The following is a 19,323-nucleotide window of genomic DNA, read 5'->3' on the forward strand; positions in this document are numbered from 1 at the left end:
AATAAAAGTCTAACTTTTTGGGGTCACTACACACTCCGGATAATACCGTGAGGGCTCCTTTTATTTGTCCCATGCCCCTTTTATTTTCGCTGTGTATTGAATTCGTGCTATAATTAATAATTAAGATGTGTTTTGCTCGAGGAGGTTGCGCCGTGACAAGAAATGAAATACTAAATGGCTTACAATCGCTTAGAGCCAATGAAGTAAGCCGTGTTGAAAGCAATCCCCATAAGCCCTTCAAAGTAGGGCTAGTATACCCGAATACGTATTTCGTAGGGATGAGTAATTTGGGGTTGCAGATTATATATGAAGAAGTGAATTTACGTGAACGAAGTTGTGGTGAGCGGTATTTTATGCCGGCCGCGTCGGAGCTTCGTGATTATGAAAAACATCGTTTGCCACTCATGAGTGTGGAGACGCAAAGACCGCTCAATGAATGTGATGTTATCGGTATAGATATTACCTTTGAGATGGATTATTTTAATATACCGCAGCTTTTAAAATTAGGCCGTGTGCCGGTGAAACGAGTTCATCGCATCGAGCGCGATCCTATCGTAATTGCCGGCGGTCCCTGTGCCACGTTTAATCCGGAACCGTTATCGGATTTTATTGACGCCTTTATCATCGGTGAAGGGGAAGAGCTGATCTCCGAGATACTCACTGTTATTGAAGATGGCCGTTTGAACCATACATCACGGTCCGAGATATTGATGGATTTAAGCAAACTGCCCGGGGTGTATGTGCCTGAACTCTACGAGCCACAATATGATGAAAGCGGTGATTTTGCCGGTTACAAAGTTCCCACTCCTCGTGTTACGCGTCATTGGCGACAGTTGGAGTCGGTAGGGGAAACCGTAATCGCCACCGATTATACAGAATTTGGGGCTATGTACATCGTAGAAGTGGCCCGCGGCTGCGGACGTCATTGTCGCTTCTGCATGGCCGGTTATTGCTATCGCACACCGCGTTTGCGTAGACTTGATTTATTGAAAGCCGGCGTAGATCGGGCGGCTGAGTTAAACAAGAAAGTGGGACTCATGGGCGCCGCTATTTCCGATTATCCTGATATTGATGAGTTGGTGAATTATATTCGTTCAAAAGGTTTGCGTTATTCCTGTGCCTCCTTACGAGCCGATTCGTTGACCCAAGCTGTAGTGGACGGACTCGCCGCCAGTGGCCAACAGACGATTACTATAGCACCGGAAGCAGGCAGTGATAGGTTGCGCCGTGTTATTAACAAAGGCATCTCCAATGAGGATATGCATAAGGCCGTAACCTTGGCGGCGAAGGCGGGTATTCCGCATATTCGGCTCTATATCATGGTTGGTCTGCCTACGGAGACGGATGAAGATATTGAAGCCATTGTTACCATGGCCAATGATGTGTTCGGCTACATGCAGGATGCAGGGTGTAAAGGGCGTTTGACCTTGAGTGTCAATCCATTTATACCGAAGCCGTTTACGCCGTTTCAATGGATGCCTATGGCGAACCAAAAAGAAGTGACGAAGAAGTTGAATTCAATCAAGAAAGCGCTCGGCAAGAACCGACGCATTGAGGTGCTTGTGGAATCACCGAAAGAAGCCTATATTCAAGGTGTGCTGGCGCGTGGTGATCGTCGTTTGGGTGAGATTATTGCTTGGGCCGCTGAAAATGGCGGCGCGAAAGCTTTCAAAAACGCTTGTCGTGAATTTGATTATGATATGGATAGAGCTTTATATCGAGAAAGAGAATTAACTGAGCCGCTTCCTTGGGATATGCTGGATATGCAATTGGCCGAAGGTTATTTGGCGACTGAGTGGCAACGGAGTTTGACGGAAACATATACAGCGCCTTGCCAAGCCGGCTGTAGGCGCTGCGGGGTTTGTAATGAAACGGGGTGTGATTATGGCACGACAGAATAGAACCGTAATTCGCGAAGGTGGCGGTTTTCCGGGACGTCCCTTTGAATTTGAGGCAGATGCCACATTGACAGGTTTTCCGCTGATGCACGGTGTGACCCGGCGCTTTGGCGGTGTTTCTAAGAAGCCTTTTGACTCGTTTAATTTAGGCCTTCATGTAGGCGATGATATAGAAGCCGTTTGGGAAAATCGTCGTCGTTTGGCCAAACATTTACGGGTCGGACCGGAGCTGTTAACCTGTGCGCAACAGGTGCACGGCACGGAGATTTCCGAAGTGACGGAAGCGAATGTGGGGGCCGGTGCTTTTCAGATGGACAAAGCCATTCCCAATAGTGATGCCATATTTACCCGTTTGGAAGAAGTACCGTTATTGCTCTTGGTAGCCGATTGTGTGCCCGTTTTGGTGTATGATCCGAACCACCATGCCGTAGCGGTCATTCATGCCGGTTGGCGCGGGACTATCGGTCATGTGCCGATTTTGACGATGGAAGCGATGGGGAATGCCTATGGTACACGACCGCAAGACTGTCATGTATACCTCGGCCCGTCCATTCATTATAATTCCTTCGAAGTTAGTGAAGAACTGGCAGAAACCTTTCGCAAAGCATCATATATTCCGGATCAGATTGTCGGTTATCGCTATCGGGCGGACAAGGGAATTCAGACGCCACATGTTAATTTACAACAGTTTATCGTGCAGGATTTACGCCAAATCGGCGTACCTTTACAGCAGATTACCGTGTCTCCTACAGATAGTATGACGGCACCCGGTTGTTATTCGTATCGTCGCGAGTTTGGCAAAACCGGTCGAATGGCATTATTTGCAATGCTTAGAAAACAGAAGAAATGACCGATTTACTCATATTTTCATTGGCATTTTAGCGTATTTATTATATAATATTATCGCATGAAAGTATTTTTTACATGCACTAACGAGCGTATGCTGGTGCATAAGGGGGTAAGCTATGATAAAAGACGCGTTGGAAGCTGTGCAAAAGCGGATGGCTGATGCCATGGCGAAGGCAGGTCGCACTGACCGGGTAACGCTCATAGCTGTGACAAAAAATCATCCTGTATCAGCAGTGGAAACGGTGGCGCAATTAGGCGTTCGCACAGTGGGAGAAAATCGGGTACAGGAAGCGAAGGAGAAGTTGTTGACTTACAATGGACCGGAGCTGGAATGGCACTTGATTGGTCATTTGCAAATGAACAAAGTGCGACAAGCTGTTCCATTGTTTTCCTTAATACACTCTGTAGATAGCAGTAAGCTACTGGATGAGATAAATAAAGTGGCCGCTAAATGCGGCAAAATACAAGATGTTTTGCTGCAAGTCAATGTGGCTCGGGAAGCAAGTAAGTCCGGGTTGACAGTAGAGGACTTTCCGGAAGTGCGCGATTATGCGAAGACATTGCCGAATGTAAGAGTCAAAGGATTGATGTGCATGGCACCTTTTTTCGAAGATCCTGAAGAGGCTCGTCCTATTTTTCGAGTAGCCCATGCATTATATGAGGATATGAAATCCCAATTCCCGGAAGGACAGATTGAATATTTGTCTATGGGAATGACCCATGACTTTGAAGTGGCTTTGGGAGAAGGCGCGAATATGATTCGCGTTGGCACCGCAATTTTTGGTAACCGAGTATATGATTAAAATAGCGCGTTGTAGGAGGGTTTATTAATGAGTTTAAGTTGGAATAGTATTAAGCAAATGTTCTTTGGCAATGACCATGACGTATATGATGAAGATGAATACACGGAAAATGCAGGTCCTGATTATGATGAGCCGGTTCCGCAGACGGCACCGCAGACCAACACAACAAGTTCCGCATTTCGTCCCGCAAAAACAGGAGGATATAACACCGTGGCCCAACGTCCTAATTCAATGAAAGTAGTCATTGTCGAACCAACAGTATTTGAAGATTCCGAACGCATTACTAACGAGCTTCGCGATATGCGTCCCGTAGTAATTAATTTTGAAAAAACCGACCCTCATGAATCGGCGCGCATTGTTGATTTTGTGAGCGGCGCCACTTTTGCTTTAGATGGCAAATTGGAAAAAATCGGTAAAGATATTTTTATTTGTGTACCGGTAAATGTAACAGTTGATTATAACGACAAGAGTTATAATGACATGTCGGATCAATTCACTTGGAAGGAACCTCAATTATAATAGGAGGTCAGCATGGCAGGCCAAATTTTATTTGTTGGAGCCGGTGCGATGGGCGGTGCCATTTTGCGTGGTGCCTTAGCTAATCGCTTGGTTGAGCTCCAAGCTGTATATGTATTAGTAAAAACTGAATCCAGTGCCAATGCATTGCGTGAAGAATTAAGCGTCAATGCAGGCACTGAATTGCCTGACATAAAGAGTGTAAAAACTGTCATTTGGGCAGTTAAACCGCAAGTATTGCCTGAAGTACTGCCAAAGTTAAAGGACTTGCCGGCCGGGACAACTTGTTTGTCTGTGGCGGCGGGGGTCACACTTAGTACGTTAGAAGCTGCTATTCCCCAGGCGGTATGGTATCGCGCCATGCCGAATACACCTGTGGCTGTGGGGGCCGGCTTGACGGCGCTTACGGCAGGCAGTAAAGGCAATGAAAATGTTACGGCTGAACTGAGCACCCTGTTCGGTGCAATCGGTGAAGCCGTAGTTTGTTCCGAAGCCGATTTGGAGCGTTTGACGGCGATTTCCGGATCCGGCCCGGGCTATGCATTCGTTATTATGGATGCGTTGGCTGATGCGGGCGTGCGATTGGGATTAACCCGAAAGGTGGCTATCAAAGCGGCTGCGTATACTTTATTCGGTGCCGGCAAAATGGCACTTGAAACGGGGAATCATCCGGCGGTATTGCGCGATCAGGTAACGTCTCCGGGCGGTACTACGATTGCGGGCATTGCCAAAATGGAAAAAGAAGGCCTTCGCTCCGCCTTGCAAGAGGGTGTTGTGGCATGTTATGAACGCTCTTTGGAACTTGGCAAGCATTAGGAGGATTTGTGAAAGATAAAGAAAAATTAATTCGATATTTTGAAGCATCCGGTAGTGGCGAAGAAGCTCGTCGCATGCTCGACTTAGCCGAGCAAGTGGTGGCGGGCAAGCCATATCGGGTGACAGAGTTTATGTCGCCGGCAGGACTTGTGATTGCCGACGCGATTAAAGCGAATTTACCGCAACTTAAGGTAGAATTCGGCGGTGGCTATGAAGGAGCCGAGCGCATTCGCGTAGCATTCGTAGAAGCCGATTTTCAAGGCACCGTAGATTTGGGCATTAAAGCCTTAAAAGTGTCTTGGGATCCGCGTTTTCGTTTGCTTACTCATCGTGATGTGTTGGGCTCGCTCATGGGGCTTGGCATTGAGCGCACCAATTTCGGTGACATTATTATGCAAACCGGTGGTGCTCAATTAATAGTGGATGCCGCAATGGCAGACTATGTGAAACAGAATTTCACCAAAATTGCCATGGTGTCCGTTTCGGTGGATGATATGGATATAGCCGAAATCCAACCGAAAGAAGAAAAAATTAAAGAAATACGAACCACGGTTGCTTCTTTGCGCCTGGATGCGGTAGCTTCTTCCGGATTCAGCGTATCCCGCACCAAAGTGGTTAGTTCAATCAATGCGGGACTTGTGCAAGTAAACTGGCAACCGGCCAAGGGACCGGCACAAGAAGTCAAAGAAGGAGATATTATATCGCTTCGAGGTCGTGGACGAATGAAAATTGAGGAAATTACCGGTACCTCTCGCAAGGGGCGCATCGGTGTCTATCTCAAACGATTCATGTAAATTAGGAGGTAAGCTGTATGATTACACCAATGGATATTCACAATAAAGAGTTTGAAACAGGCTTTCGTGGGTACGACAAGGAAGCGGTTAACGCGTTTATGGCCGAATTGGTCCATGATTATGAAACCTTATATCGCGATAATCGTGAAATGACGGATAAAATTGAGCAGTTAGAAAAACGCATTGCTCAATACGAAAAAATGGAAGCGACTATGAATGATGCTTTAGTATTGGCTCAGGAAACGGGCGAAAATGTTAAAAATTCTGCTCGTAAAGAAGCAGATCTCATCATTCAGGAAGCGGAACAGCAACGTCGTCAAATTATTGCGGAAGCTGAACGTCAGTTGCGTGAAGGTTGCGAAAAATATGCAGTCATTCGTAATGAAGTAGCTGTTTTCAAAGCCCGTATGGAATCCCTTTTGAACTCGCAAATGCAAATGGTGGATGGCTATGTGTTAGGTGACAGCAAAGTACAACTTGAGAAAGTTAATATCGATGAAGTAATTGCGGCAGCAGCCGAAGATAATTCAACAATTCATAGTAATGCCGGCGTAGCCGAGGATGTATTGGCGGCTCAGGCAGCTGTGGAAAAGGCTGAAGAAGCAGCGTCCACGGAAACAAGCGAAGATAATAAATAAATAGAGTTTTAATCGGCTTGATTTATATCAAGCCGATTTTGATATAAAGAACATATGAAAGAATTTCATAAAAAGATAAAATGAAGTTCTAAGAAAGTGAGGCAATATGATTACAATGGCCTTACGACTGACCGGGCAACGTTGTTTGGTTATCGGCGGCGGTGCCGTAGCGGAGCGCAGAATCGGTCTGTTCCTTAAGGAAGGCGCCAAAGTAACCGTAGTAAGTCCTGAAGTGACGGCTAACATAGCCGAGTGGGCCGCTAAGGATCAATTAGTGTGGCAAAAAGCGGCTTATGATGAATCCGTTGATTTGGCAGCGGATTTTGTGTTATTGGCAACGAGCGACAGTGAGCTCAATGCAACGTGTGCTAAGAAGGCCAGAGCCTTGGGGGCCTTGGTAAACCGGGCGGATGACCGCAGTGATTGTGATTTTACCTTTCCGGCGACGGTAACCGTGGGAGATTTGGAATTTGCCATATTTACCGGACGGGTAAGTCCTCGATTAAGTCGTTTAATCAAAAAAGACTTGGCCAATCGCTATGGGGCAGTAGCCGAGATGTTGCCGGCTCTCAGAGAAATGCGTAAAACAGTACGTGAGCTTTTGACAACGCCGGCGGAACGTGAAGAATTTTGGCAAAAACATTTAGGTCAAAAAGAGTTGATTAAGATAATAGAGGGTGATTGGAAATGTGTGGAGGATATATTGAGCGATGAAATTAATCGTATTAGGTTTAAATCATAGAAGTGCACCGGTAAACGTGCGTGAGGTATTTTCTTTTGATAAAACGGAAATAAGCGAAGCCATTAATCATGTGTATGAACATGAGCAAGTAGCGGAATGTGTCCTTTTATCTACATGTAATCGTACCGAATTATATGCGGTGTTGGAAGATGTGGAAAATCCGAAACAGTTCATGCTTGATTTATTACAGCATTTAAAAGACGTCGAAGACATGGAGGTTGAAGATGACTGGTTCTTCATGTATGAAGGACGCGATTTATTGGCCCATTTATTTAATGTAGCATCCAGCCTCGATTCGTTGGTACTCGGGGAGGGTCAGATATTAAGTCAGCTTAAGATGGCTTATATTTCGGCGTATAGTCGCGGTTTGACCGGCCCTATTTTTAATATCATTTTCCAACGAGCCATCAGTGTCGGTAAAAAAGTGCGCACCGTTACAGGCATTGCCAATACGCCGGTATCCGTAAGTTATGCGGCGGTAAACTTGGCGGAAGATTGCCTGACAAAACCGATGAGTGAGGCAAAAGTGCTTGTTCTGGGAGCCGGTGAAATGAGTGAATTGACGGCCACCCATCTTCAGTCCAAAGGGGTTAAGAGTATTTTTGTATCCAATCGAACTTACCATAAAGCGGAAGCGTTGGCGAAACGATTCGGCGGTCAGGCTATTTCCTTTGACAGCTTTATCGATCAAGCCAAAGAGGCGGATATTTTAATTACCTCCACGGGCGCACCGCATTATATAATCGGGCCGAAAGAAGCGGCTAAAATTGCGGCTAATCGTCAAGGTAATCCTATTGTTATGATTGATATTGCCGTTCCGCGTGATATTGACCCGGATGTTTCGCAAATCGATGATGTGTACTTATTTAATATTGACTCCTTGGAGAGCGTTGTTGAAGAAAATAAACATCAGCGTGAATTGGAAGCGGAAAAAGCGAAACCAATCATTGCTGAAGCCATTGATGAAATAGAGGAAAAATTAGGGTACTTGTCCGTTCGTCCGATGATGGTACTCTTAAGTGATAAAGCGGAACGTACTCGCAAACGCGAATTACATCGCGCCTTAGCAAAATTACCGGATGCGGATGATCGCCTGCGCAAAATTATGGATAATATGTCCCGCATGATTGTGCGTAAATTGTTGCGTGATCCGATGATTCGCTTTGGCGAAGTAGCCGGTAAAGACGAAGAAAATGAATACTGGAAACTGTTCCATGATATGTTTGACTTAGAAAAGGAGCGAAAATCCTTATGAGAAATATAATTCGTATAGGTACGCGCAGCAGTGCTTTGGCTTTATGGCAGGCTGAATTTGTCGGCTCTGAGCTACAACGACTGTTCCCCGGTTGTGAAGTTGAACTTGTTCACCACAGCACCAAGGGTGACCGTATTTTAGAAAAGCCCTTAGCCGCCATCGGAGGTAAAGGCCTTTTCACGGAAGAATTGGAAGCATCCATGCGCGAAGGCTCCATTGATATTGCTGTTCACAGCTTAAAAGATATGCCTACGGATTTGCCGGAAGGGTTGACCTTGGGGGCCATTACAAAACGTGAAACTCCTTGCGATGCTTTGGTTTCGCCAAAATATAAGACCCTCGACCAATTACCGCAGGGTGCTAAAGTAGGAACCAGCAGCTTGCGTCGTCAGGCACAACTTTTACATCATCGTCCGGATTTACAGATTAATGTATTGCGCGGTAATGTACAGACCAGACTTCGTAAACTGGAAGAAGAAAACTTTGATGCCATCGTGTTGGCTCAGGCCGGTCTTAAACGTTTGGGCCTTGCCGATCAAATCACTCAAGTTTTTACAGCCGATGAATTAATTCCCGCTGTAGGCCAAGGGGCACTTGCTATCGAATGTCGCAGCGACGATCAGGAAATGCTCGATATGCTGGCTAAACTTAATGACGAAGATACCATGTGGTGTACACGCGGTGAACGTAGCTTCTTGCGTCAATTGCAAGGGGGCTGCCAAGTTCCGATGGGTGTACACGGCACAATCCATAAAGGCCAGTTAACTTTAAAGGCCATCATTTTATCCCTTGACGGTAAAAACTGTTATGAAGGGGAGTTGACGGGTCCTAAGAAAACGGCTGACATTATCGGCCGCAACTTAGCCAAAGCTTTATACGAAGAAGGCGGCAAACATATCATCGAAGAGTTGATTCAGGAGGGTGTAATTCAATGACGGGTATGGTGTACTTAATTGGGGCAGGTCCCGGGGATTATAAATTAATCACAGTTAAAGGTCGTGAATGCATAGAGAAAGCAGATGTCATCGTCTATGATTATTTGGCGGATGAACATTTATTGCGTTGGGCTCGTCCCGATGTAGAACTTATTTATGCAGGTAAACAGTGCAAACATCATACCTTGCATCAATACGAAATCAATGAATTACTTGTTAAATACGGTAAAGAAGGCAAGATTGTAGCACGTCTAAAGGGCGGCGATCCGCTCATTTTCGGTCGCGGCGGTGAAGAAGCGTTGGAACTTGCCAAAGCGGGCGTTCCCTTTGAATTTGTACCGGGCGTGACCTCCGGTATTTCGGCGCCGGCCTATGCGGGCATTCCCGTGACTCAGCGCGCTATGGCGACTTCTTTTGCCATTGTAACGGGTCATGAAGATCCGACTAAAAACGAATCCGGCATCAACTGGGAAGGCTTAGCCACCGCCGTTGATACCATCAGCTTCGTTATGGGTGTCGGTAATTTGCCGATGATTTCACAAAAACTCATGCAATACGGTCGCCCTAAAGATACACCGGTTGCCGTTATTCGTTGGGGCACCAAACCTATTCAACAGACCTTGATTTCTACCTTGGAACATGTCGCTGAAGATGTGAAAAAAGCCGGTATTAAGCCGCCGTCCATTATTACGGTAGGCAATGTAGTAAGCCTTCGCGATTCACTCCGTTGGTTCGATAATAAACCGCTTTTTGGCAAAAACGTACTCGTAACCCGTGCACGTTCGAAAGCCAGTGTTTTGAGTGAAAAACTGGAAGAACTGGGTGCTAATGTCATTGAAGCAGCGGCTATTAAGACGCAAGCTTTACCGGTTGGCGCAGCGGAAAAAGAAGCAATTCTTAATGCCGCCACTTATAAAACGGTTGTGTTTACCTCTGCCGAAGGGGTTCGTTATTTCTTCAAAGCTTTGGAAACTTTGGGCAAAGACAGTCGAGTATTGGGCACCGCTCAAATTTGTGTCATCGGCAGTGCCACAGCTAAAGCTTTACATGACAAAGGCCTCTTAGCCGATATTATTCCTAGCGACTACAAAGGCGAATCCGTTGTGAAAGCATTGGCACCAATCCTTGAAAAAGGCGACAAAGCATTATTAATTCAGCCGAAAGTAGCGCGTAAAGTAATTCCGGAAGGCCTTAAAGCGGCCGGTGCCGACGTAACCGTAGCTCGTTTATACGAAACCGTGTTAGACGATTCGCAGGCCGATGCTTTGCGTGAAACCTTAGCTAACGGTGAAGCCGATTACATTACGTTCACCAGCTCGTCAACGGTAACCAATACGTTAACCATGCTTGGTAAAGACGGCGCCGAATTGATTAAAAAAGCCCGTGTTGCCTGCATCGGACCAATTACGGCCGCTACTTGCGTGGAACATGGCATTCAACCGGATTTAATCGGTGAAACCTTCACCATTCCGGCCATGGTAGATATGATTAAAGCGGACGTGGCCACACAGGCGGAGACCAAATAATACGTAAAGCAATCAATTAAACAGCCTGATATAAATACACTGGCTAGTTTTAAAAAATCGTACTACAATAAAAAGGTAGTACTCATATAAATAAAGGAGACGATGAATAATGTTAGACTTAACCTATCGTCCGCGCCGTTTGCGGACAACACCGGCCATGCGAGCTCTGGTTCGTGAAACAACGCTCAATGTAGAAGATTTGATTTACCCGTTGTTTATTGTACCGGGCACCGGCGTTAAGGAAGAAATTACATCGTTACCGGGACAATATCACTTATCCGTTGACGAAGCGGTAAAAGTGGCTAAAGAAGCACATGCCCTTGGTATTTTGGGTGTAGAAATTTTCGGCTTGCCAACGTATAAAGATGAACAAGGTTCGTCCGCTTGGGATATGGAACAACCGGTCCAACAAGCTATCAAAGCGATTCGCAAAGAAGTACCGGAACTCATCGTGGTATCTGACGTATGCTTATGTCAGTACACCAGCACCGGTCATTGCGGCTGTGTTGAAAACCATGAAGTATTAAATGACGAAACATTACCGTTGCTCGCCAAAGTAGCCGTAAGCCATGCGGAAGCAGGCGCTCATATGGTGGCTCCGTCGGATATGATGGACGGCCGTATAGCCGTAATTCGTGAAGCTCTCGATGACGCCGGTTTTACCAATGTATCCATCATGAGCTATGCCGCTAAATACGCCAGCGCTTATTATGGTCCGTTCCGTGATGCGGTTCATTCTACACCGGAATTCGGTGACCGTAAAGGTTATCAGATGGACGAAGCTAACCGCCTCGAAGCCATGCGTGAAATCGAGCTCGACATTCGTGAAGGCGCCGATATTATCATGATTAAACCGGCTCTTTCGTACCTCGATATCGTACGCGAAGCGCGAGATAACTTTGACTATCCGCTGGCCGTTTATAATGTAAGCGGTGAATATGCGATGGTTAAAGCCGCTGCGCAGCAGGGCTTGGTTGATGAAAAACGCATCGTTTTGGAAACGTTGTTATCCATGAAACGGGCGGGCGCTAAAATTATCATCACCTACCATGCACTCGACGTAGCTCGCTGGTTGCGCAAATAATTGTTAGTACCGTTTTGGTTGCGCAAATAATTGTCAGCACAGTTTTGGTTGCGCAAATAATTGTCAGCATCGTTTTAATTGCGGACGAGGCACAATGTGTGCCAAATACATCATTTGAGCACAAGACTTTTAATACCCATTGTCGTTAGTATCATAAGGAGAAGATTATGTTTACATTAGATAAATCTAAGCAAGCTTTTAACGAAGCTAAAGCATATATGCCGGGCGGCGTAAACAGTCCGGTTCGCTCGTATCGCAGTGTGGGTTCCGAACCGCCGTTCATCAGCTCTGCTTCCGGCGACCGCATCTATGATATTGACGGCAATGAATACATTGACTATGTATTATCCTGGGGGCCTATGATTCTTGGCCATGCCAAATCGGAAATCGTAGCGGCATTGCAAGAAGCCGTTTTACGCGGCACCAGCTATGGTGCGCCAACTTTGCTCGAAACGGAATTGGCTAAAAAAATCCAGGCTTTCATGCCGAATATGGAAATGCTCCGCATGGTTAACTCCGGTACGGAATCGACTATGAGTGCCCTCCGTGTAGCTCGTGGTTATACGGGCCGCGATAAAATCGTTAAATTCATCGGTTGCTATCACGGCCACAGTGACGGCTTGCTCGTAAAAGCCGGCTCCGGCCTTGCCACTTTCGGTGTGCCCGATAGTCCGGGGGTACCGGCCGGTGTGGCTGCTGATACGTTGACCGTACCATATAATGATATTGATGCAATCAAAGCTTTATTTGAAAAAGAAGGCCATGCTATTGCCGCAGTTATTGTAGAACCGGTAGCCGGTAATATGGGGTGTGTACCACCTGTTCCGGGCTTCTTGGAAACACTTCGTGAATTGACCAAGGCTCACGGCGCATTGCTTATTTTTGATGAAGTTATGTGCGGCTTCCGTGCCAGCTCCGGCGGTGCGCAGAAGAAATACAATATTAAACCGGATTTGACTTGCCTCGGTAAAATCGTTGGCGGCGGCTTACCAATGGCCGTGTTTGGCGGCTCCCGTGAAATCATGAGCCAAGTAGCTCCGGCCGGTCCTATTTATCAGGCCGGTACACTGAGCGGTAATCCGATTGCCGTAACGGCGGGGTTAGCAACGCTCAGTATTTTGCAACAAGATCCGACTGTGTTTAAACGGATTAATCAATCCACCGAAACACTTTGCCAAGGCCTTAAAGAATTGGCGGCTAAACATAATGTACCGGTACAAGTACAATATGTAGGCTCCATGTTTACCTTGTTCTTCAGTGACAAACCGGTACTTAATTTTGATGATGCATCCGCTTGTGATATGGAAGCGTTCAAGAAATTCTTCCATTACAACTTGAGTCACGGCATTTATTATGCACCAAGTCAGTATGAAAGCAACTTCATGTCGGCACAACATTCTGCTAAGGATATTGAACATACCTTGGCCGTAGCTGACGAAGCCTTTGCAACTTTATAAAAAGTGGCGAAGTAGCTAGAGCGATGTTATAATAAAAATTGGATAATCAAATGTTAGACCCCTGCCATTTGGAAGGGGTCTTGTGCTAATACGGAGGAGATAGAATTATGCAAACGTTGACTCCCGAAATGGTGGCGGCTGCTCGCAAGAGTTTACAAGAATGTTTGGCCAAAAGTGTAATTCCCAAAGAATATTGGGATGAAATTACCCACTGGTTGGAAGCCACCCACATGGAAAATATTTATTTAGAAGGTCGTGAGGCGATCGGTGCTTGGTGGGCGTCCAAAGAAGTTCGCAAAATGGGCTATGCCATTAATTTTGCCAAGGGCGGCTGTATGCCGAGCAATTGGTTCCCGGAAGGGGAGAACTGGGATATGGCACAAGCACAGGCTAAATACCGATTGGTTGCCGATTGGCAATGTTTGATCGAACACGACGCATTAATCAAAATATAACGAGGTTCGTGTATGAGAAGTGTCAAAAAAAGTGCCAGCCTATCCGTTGTCACTTTAAGCTGGCCTATATTTATCGAGATATTCTTGCAAATGCTTATTGGGAATATTGACCAGTTTATGATGAGTCACTATTCCCAAGAAGCGGTAGCCGCTGTAGCCAATGCGAATCAGATTATGAATATTTTCATCTTCCTGATTACCGTTATGAGTACGGCTACAACGATTTTGATTGCTCAATATTTGGGGGCCAAAAATCCGACTAAGATCAACGAAGTAACAACCGTAAGTATTGCCTTTAACTTCGTATTCAGTTCCATTGCGGCGCTGTTTATTTTGGTAGCCCATCGCATGCTCTTTGAGTGGCTCGGCGTACCGGAAGAAATCATCGATGATACGAGTCTTTATATGACGATTGTAGCCGCGAGTATTCCGATTACGGGGATTTATACGGCTTTTGTGGCTACCTTCCGCGGTTTTTCCTTGCCGGTTATTACCATGTGCGTGGCCTTCGTTATGAACGTAGTACACATTTTCAGTAACTTGGTATTAATCTACGGTTGGGGTCCTATTCCGTCTATGGGCGTGTTGGGCGTATCCATATCCACAGCCTTGAGCAAAGGCTTAGGTCTGCTCTTGGTATTTTATTTATTCAAAACCCAGCTCAATGTTAAGTTGTCCTGGTCTTATTTAAAACCGTTCCCTAAAGAAACGTTAAAACGGTTGCTGCACATCGGCGTGCCATCCGGCGGCGAAACGCTGTCTTATCAGTTATCGCAGACCACGATTATGAAAATGGTCAACATTTTTGGTATCATGGTTATTAATACGAAGGTATATGCCTACATTATTTCCATGTTCTGTTACATGTATACCATTGCCCTCGCCAATGCGGCGCAGATTATCGTAGGCTTTTTGGTTGGTGCCGACAGGGAAGACGAGATTTCCGGGCGTGTGTGGCATACCATGTGGCTAGGCATGGCAATCAGCCTGACCTTGTCCGTATCGTTCTATCTGTTGAGTGATTATATATTTGCCTTTTTCACGGACGAACAGGAGATTATTACGCTCGGCAAGACGATTATGTTGATTGAAATATTCCTGGAAATCGGACGAACGGTTAATATTATTATGGTTCAGTGTTTACAGGCGGCCGGTGATATCAGGACGCCGATGATTGTAGGTATCTTTGGCATGTGGCTGTGTGCCGTTAACTTGTCCTTTATTTTGGGCGTTTGGCTCGGTTGGGGGCTCGTAGGCATTTGGATTGCTATGGCCATCGATGAAGGTGTGCGGGCCATCATATTTGTATGGCGTTGGCACAGCGGTAAATGGAAGAACAAGAAGCTGATTGAAGAAACGGTGTGAGGTCTGTTTGCTTTTTTGAAAAAGTATTAAATTCAATCCGCTTGAATCTTCAATGGAAGTGAAGATTCGTGTAGTATAGTAGATTTTAGTAAAGAAGAGAGTCAGAGGAAGAAGAATGAAGCGTAAGGTAGGTATTATTGGTTTAGGTTTACTCGGCGGGTCTTTGGCAAAAGGGTTGGCGAAATATACAGATTATGAAGTGATTGGTTATGCACGGCGCCCGGAGATTTGTGAAGCGGCTTTGGTCGATAAGGTTGTGGCTCGTGCGTATACCGATCCCAAACAAGTGGTAGCGGAGGCGGATATTTTGGTATTCGCCTTGCCGCCTGACACGAATGCGAGGCTGTTTGAGGAGCTGGCACCGCTCATCCGGCCTCGCACTCTTATAACTGATGTGTCCAGTACGAAGACGAATTTTGCCGGTACGGTGAAACAACATTTGCCCGAAGGGGCTAAATTTGTATCGATTCATCCCATGGCCGGGTCTGAAAAAGGCGGCTATGACATGGCCAAGGCGGATTTGTTTAAGAATTGCACATGGATTGTCTTGGAAGATGACGTTAAAGACGGTTGGGATGCGGAGGCTGCGGCTGAATTGGCTCAAATGGGCAAACTGTTGGGCAGCCGCGTAGAGTGTATTCCCATGAGTGTTCATGACGGGTTTATGGCCACCATAAGTCATATGCCTCATACCGTGGCCTCCATGATCGCCACCATTGCCGGGGGCGATGAATACGGCGATTTACGCCTTCGCTTGGCAGCGGGCGGTTTTCGCGATGTTACTCGTGTAGCGGGCGGTAATCCCCATATGTGGCGCGAAATCATAACGGGCAACCGTGATGAAGTGGTGCGAGCGTTATCAGATTTAGAGAAGCAAATATCAATTATTAAAAATTTACTTTTAACTGCGGATGATGATACACTTGAATTATATTTGAGTAATGCGAAGCAGATTCGTGATAAATTTTCCCTTTTATAGGAGGATATGATGGGCTTATTTGAAGAAACTTGTAAAAAGATTACCCCAAAAGATGCCGCCATCGGTGAGAAAATTCAAGCCGTTTGGGACAAGGCTACGCCGTACGGCAGTTTTGGCAAATTGGTAGACATGGTTAAGCAATATGCTATGGATACGCGCCAAGAATCACCGACTATTCCGAAACGCTGTATGATTATTGCGGCCGCCGACCATGGTGTAGCGGAAATGGGGGTTAGTGCCTATCCTATCGATGTAACCGTCGGTATGACGCAGAACTATTTGATTCCAAAAGGAGCCGGTGCCAATGCGCTGGGCAATTATTGCGGTACCGACATGGAAGTAGTCGACGTGGGTATCAAAGCGGACATGAACTGGGTGCCGGGCTTACGCCACAATAAAATCCGCATGGGAACACGCAACTTTTTAAAAGAGCCGGCCATGACCAAGGAAGAAGCCATCAAGGCTATGGAAGTGGGCATTGCTCTCGTTAATGAAAAAGTCGCTGAAGGATATAATGTATTTCTCGTAGGTGAAATGGGGATTGCCAATACCACTGCCAGTGCTGTTATGACGGCAAAATTCGCCGGTATTACGGCAGAACAGGCCACCGGTCGGGGCACCAATATCTCCGACGAACGCCTTAAAGTAAAACAAAAAGTGGTTCACGATGCGTTGGAAAAATACGCCCATATAGATAAAAACGACGGCCTCGGCATTTTGCATTCCGTAGGCGGTTTGGAATTTGCCTGCATTACGGGGATTATTCTCGGTGCGGCGGCCGCTCATGCCATGGTGATTATCGACGGTTTTAACACCACCGCTTGTGCGTTGGTAGCGCATTCCTTGGTGCCTGAAAGCATGGATTATGTAATGGCCTCCCATTTATCCGCCGAAAAAGCGCATAATCGCGCTTTAAATACCTTGGGGCTCGAAGCGTACGTTAACCTTGGCCTTTGCCTCGGTGAAGCATCAGGCGGTTCCATTCAAATGGGTATGCTCGATTTAGCGGTGCGTATGTATCAAGAATTAGAAGGGGGGCATCAGGCATGAGAGAGTTTACGATAAAACCATTAAATGAGGCATGCATGGATGCTTGCCAACTTCGCGTAGATAATTTGACTAAGCCGATTTACAGTTTGGCGCAGTTGGAAAAAATCGCCGTTCGTTTAGCAGGCATTTACAATGTGGAACAGCCAAACCATATTAAAAACGGTGTTCTTATTTTTGCCGGTGATACGGCGGTTGACGGTATACAAAACCACACGAAAGGGCAGGAAAGCTTAGCGGCTGTTACGCGCCTTGGCAGTGGTCACAGTGCGACCGGTGCAGCGGCTAAGAAACTGGAAGCTGACGTAATTGTTGTTGACGTAGGTCTGGAGCAAGATACGGCCGATGTAAAAGGCATTGTAAATAAAAAAGTAGCCAACGGCGCTCATTTCTTCGGTAAAGATCCGGCTATGACGGCGGAAGAAATGGAAGCGGCTTTGGAAGTCGGTTTTCAGATGGCCGATGAATTGGCCGGCAAAGGCGTGCAGGCCGTGGCCATCGGCAATGTAGGGGAACGTACCTTGTTAAGCGGTTTGGCCGTAACAGCAGCTATTACCGGTTATCCGATGGCTGAATTGTTGACTGATAACGAATGCACCTTGTCCATTCAGGAAAAAGCAGATCGTTTGAGTGCCACTTTACAGCACTATGGCTTAAGTGCGTCCGAACCTTTGAAAGTATTGCAAACGGTAGGCTCCTTAGATATTGCCGCTATGGTCGGTTTTTACCTCGGTGCCGCCCATAACCGGATGGCCGTAGTCTTTGACAACGCCGTGACCGGCGCCGCTTTATTGGTAGCGCGTGCCATTAATCCGGCTGTGATGGACTTCGTATTCCAATCGGCGGCATACAATGAACCGGTGTACAAAGCGCAGATGAAATTCTTGGGTATCAGCCCGTTCTTGTATTATGATTTAGAAATGGATGAAGCGTTGGGCTCCGTTATGGGCTTATCCGTGGTGGATGCGTCGCTTCACATGTTAAACGATATGAAAACATTTGGCGAAGCCACGGTGACCGTAGCCGAAGACGGCCCCGGCAACAAACGCCAGGATGGACGGTAGTTATGAGTAAGTTATTGCATGGTTTATGTGCGTCCGGTATCAGCGGTAATATGATGATTGGTGCGTTGCTTAATTACGGAGTACCGTTTGATTATTTTAAAAAGTCCTTGGCACCGCTTAATTTGAGCGGCTTTTCACTCATTCATGAGCAACGTGAAAAACTGGGCGTCGCAGGCACTTATTTTGACGTGAAATTGAAGGGCAAAGGCCACACTCATACGCACAGTCACGATGGTGTTCATTTTCATACTCACACGCATGAGCACACGCATGATGGCAACCACTTTCATAGTCATGCTCATGGGGAACGCCGCAATTATCCGGACATTAAAGCTCTCATTGAAGAGGCTCCTTTATCCGATTGGGTAAAAGAAAAGGCCTTGGCTGCGTTTTTGAATTTAGGCATGGCGGAAGCAAAGGTACATAATACGACCTTGGAGGAAGTGCATTTCCACGAAGTGGGTGCCATCGATTGCATCATCGATATCGTAGGCACCATGATTTGTCTGGAATACCTCGGCGTGACCGGCATTATCTTTTCGCCGCTTCACCTGGGACAGGGGAAGGTAAAATGCGAGCACGGTCTCATGGATATTCCTACGCCCGCCACAGCGAACCTTTTGGAAGGTGTTCCCACTTATGTGACGCCTGTGCAAGGTGAATTGGTAACACCTACAGGGGCCACTTTGGTGAAAACATTGAATGCCAACGGTTTCCAACCGGGGGCAGCGGCACCGACTAAAGAGGAAATACAAATGGCATTGCTTTCCGTGATGGATAAAGCTGAAAAAGCCCCTAAAAAGGGTGTAGGTCTCGGCTCCATGGATTTGCCTATCCCTAATGTGTTTACCCTCTTTGAGGCGTAAATACAGCATTTAAATGAAGTGTTTAACACAAGGTAATAGTAGCGGCTCACCTTCAATTGGTGGGCCGTTATGCTTTTGTAAAATATTTGTACAAATATTTTTACAAAAGTGTTGACATGGGTCTTAGTTCTTTGATATTATAATTAAGCAGTCAGGGACAAGACACTTTGAATGCAGTCAAGTTAAAAAAGTGCTTGACAAAATACAGTTAACGGTGTAGAATAGTTTCTGTTG

At 46.3% G+C, this 19,323-nt stretch carries 19 protein-coding genes; all 19 read left to right on the top strand.

All coding sequences use genetic code 11. The features are described 5' to 3' along the window. Window positions 1-152: 152 nt before the first annotated feature. Window positions 153-1,901, top strand: a complete 1,749-nt coding sequence (locus QZL64_RS02590) for a B12-binding domain-containing radical SAM protein (RefSeq protein WP_021840485.1) — start codon at window positions 153-155, stop codon at window positions 1,899-1,901. Next, the gene (pgeF, locus tag QZL64_RS02595) at window positions 1,885-2,748 is read left to right on the top strand and encodes a peptidoglycan editing factor PgeF (protein ID WP_021840486.1); all 864 of its coding nucleotides are present in this window, start codon (window positions 1,885-1,887) and stop codon (window positions 2,746-2,748) included. Before QZL64_RS02590 ends, pgeF begins: the two co-directional genes overlap by 17 nt. Window positions 2,749-2,863: 115 nt before the next feature. Then, complete coding sequence (locus tag QZL64_RS02600; protein WP_021840487.1) at window positions 2,864-3,550, top strand: YggS family pyridoxal phosphate-dependent enzyme; 687 nt, start codon at window positions 2,864-2,866, stop codon at window positions 3,548-3,550. A 27-nt stretch (window positions 3,551-3,577) separates the two neighbouring features. Further along, entirely contained in the window at window positions 3,578-4,069 is a 492-nt protein-coding gene (locus QZL64_RS02605) for a cell division protein SepF (protein ID WP_021840488.1), read from the top strand. Between the two features lie 12 nt (window positions 4,070-4,081). Then, window positions 4,082-4,882: a pyrroline-5-carboxylate reductase gene (gene proC / locus QZL64_RS02610; RefSeq protein ID WP_021840489.1), complete on the top strand. Its 801-nt coding sequence runs from the start codon at window positions 4,082-4,084 to the stop codon at window positions 4,880-4,882. A gap of 8 nt (window positions 4,883-4,890) precedes the next feature. After that, window positions 4,891-5,676, top strand: coding sequence for a YlmH family RNA-binding protein (locus QZL64_RS02615; protein WP_021840490.1), 786 nt, complete (start codon window positions 4,891-4,893; stop codon window positions 5,674-5,676). A gap of 17 nt (window positions 5,677-5,693) precedes the next feature. After that, window positions 5,694-6,314, top strand: a complete 621-nt coding sequence (locus tag QZL64_RS02620) for a DivIVA domain-containing protein (protein ID WP_021840491.1) — start codon at window positions 5,694-5,696, stop codon at window positions 6,312-6,314. 106 nt (window positions 6,315-6,420) lie between these two features. Beyond that, on the top strand, window positions 6,421-7,056 hold the full coding sequence (locus QZL64_RS02625) for a precorrin-2 dehydrogenase/sirohydrochlorin ferrochelatase family protein (RefSeq protein WP_296309221.1): 636 nt from the start codon (window positions 6,421-6,423) through the stop codon (window positions 7,054-7,056). Continuing rightward, entirely contained in the window at window positions 7,025-8,311 is a 1,287-nt protein-coding gene (hemA, locus tag QZL64_RS02630) for a glutamyl-tRNA reductase (RefSeq protein ID WP_021840493.1), read from the top strand. The genes QZL64_RS02625 and hemA overlap by 32 nt, the downstream gene beginning before the upstream one ends. After that, window positions 8,308-9,246: a hydroxymethylbilane synthase gene (gene hemC / locus QZL64_RS02635; protein WP_021840494.1), complete on the top strand. Its 939-nt coding sequence runs from the start codon at window positions 8,308-8,310 to the stop codon at window positions 9,244-9,246. Before hemA ends, hemC begins: the two co-directional genes overlap by 4 nt. After that, window positions 9,243-10,772, top strand: coding sequence for a uroporphyrinogen-III C-methyltransferase (cobA, locus tag QZL64_RS02640; protein WP_021840495.1), 1,530 nt, complete (start codon window positions 9,243-9,245; stop codon window positions 10,770-10,772). The genes hemC and cobA overlap by 4 nt, the downstream gene beginning before the upstream one ends. 109 nt (window positions 10,773-10,881) lie before the next feature. Further along, window positions 10,882-11,856 carry a porphobilinogen synthase gene (hemB, locus tag QZL64_RS02645; protein ID WP_021840496.1) on the top strand — a complete coding sequence of 325 codons (975 nt, stop codon included), beginning with the start codon at window positions 10,882-10,884 and terminating at the stop codon, window positions 11,854-11,856. 167 nt (window positions 11,857-12,023) lie between these two features. Beyond that, window positions 12,024-13,313, top strand: a complete 1,290-nt coding sequence (gene hemL, locus QZL64_RS02650; RefSeq protein WP_021840497.1) for a glutamate-1-semialdehyde 2,1-aminomutase — start codon at window positions 12,024-12,026, stop codon at window positions 13,311-13,313. Between the two features lie 107 nt (window positions 13,314-13,420). Beyond that, window positions 13,421-13,768 carry a hypothetical protein gene (locus QZL64_RS02655; RefSeq protein WP_021840498.1) on the top strand — a complete coding sequence of 116 codons (348 nt, stop codon included), beginning with the start codon at window positions 13,421-13,423 and terminating at the stop codon, window positions 13,766-13,768. Between the two features lie 12 nt (window positions 13,769-13,780). Further along, entirely contained in the window at window positions 13,781-15,133 is a 1,353-nt protein-coding gene (locus tag QZL64_RS02660; RefSeq protein WP_021840499.1) for an MATE family efflux transporter, read from the top strand. 115 nt (window positions 15,134-15,248) lie between these two features. Continuing rightward, window positions 15,249-16,112 (top strand): prephenate dehydrogenase, encoded by an 864-nt coding sequence (locus QZL64_RS02665; protein ID WP_021840500.1) that lies wholly within the window; start codon window positions 15,249-15,251, stop codon window positions 16,110-16,112. 9 nt (window positions 16,113-16,121) lie between these two features. Next, window positions 16,122-17,162 (top strand): nicotinate-nucleotide--dimethylbenzimidazole phosphoribosyltransferase, encoded by a 1,041-nt coding sequence (cobT, locus tag QZL64_RS02670; protein ID WP_021840501.1) that lies wholly within the window; start codon window positions 16,122-16,124, stop codon window positions 17,160-17,162. Further along, window positions 17,159-18,223, top strand: coding sequence for a nicotinate-nucleotide--dimethylbenzimidazole phosphoribosyltransferase (locus tag QZL64_RS02675; protein WP_021840502.1), 1,065 nt, complete (start codon window positions 17,159-17,161; stop codon window positions 18,221-18,223). The genes cobT and QZL64_RS02675 overlap by 4 nt, the downstream gene beginning before the upstream one ends. A 2-nt stretch (window positions 18,224-18,225) precedes the next feature. Further along, window positions 18,226-19,089, top strand: coding sequence for a LarC family nickel insertion protein (locus QZL64_RS02680; RefSeq protein WP_021840503.1), 864 nt, complete (start codon window positions 18,226-18,228; stop codon window positions 19,087-19,089). Window positions 19,090-19,323: the final 234 nt, after the last annotated feature.

Source organism: Veillonella sp. CAG:933, assembly GCF_000431435.1.
GTDB lineage: Bacteria > Bacillota > Negativicutes > Veillonellales > Veillonellaceae > Veillonella_A.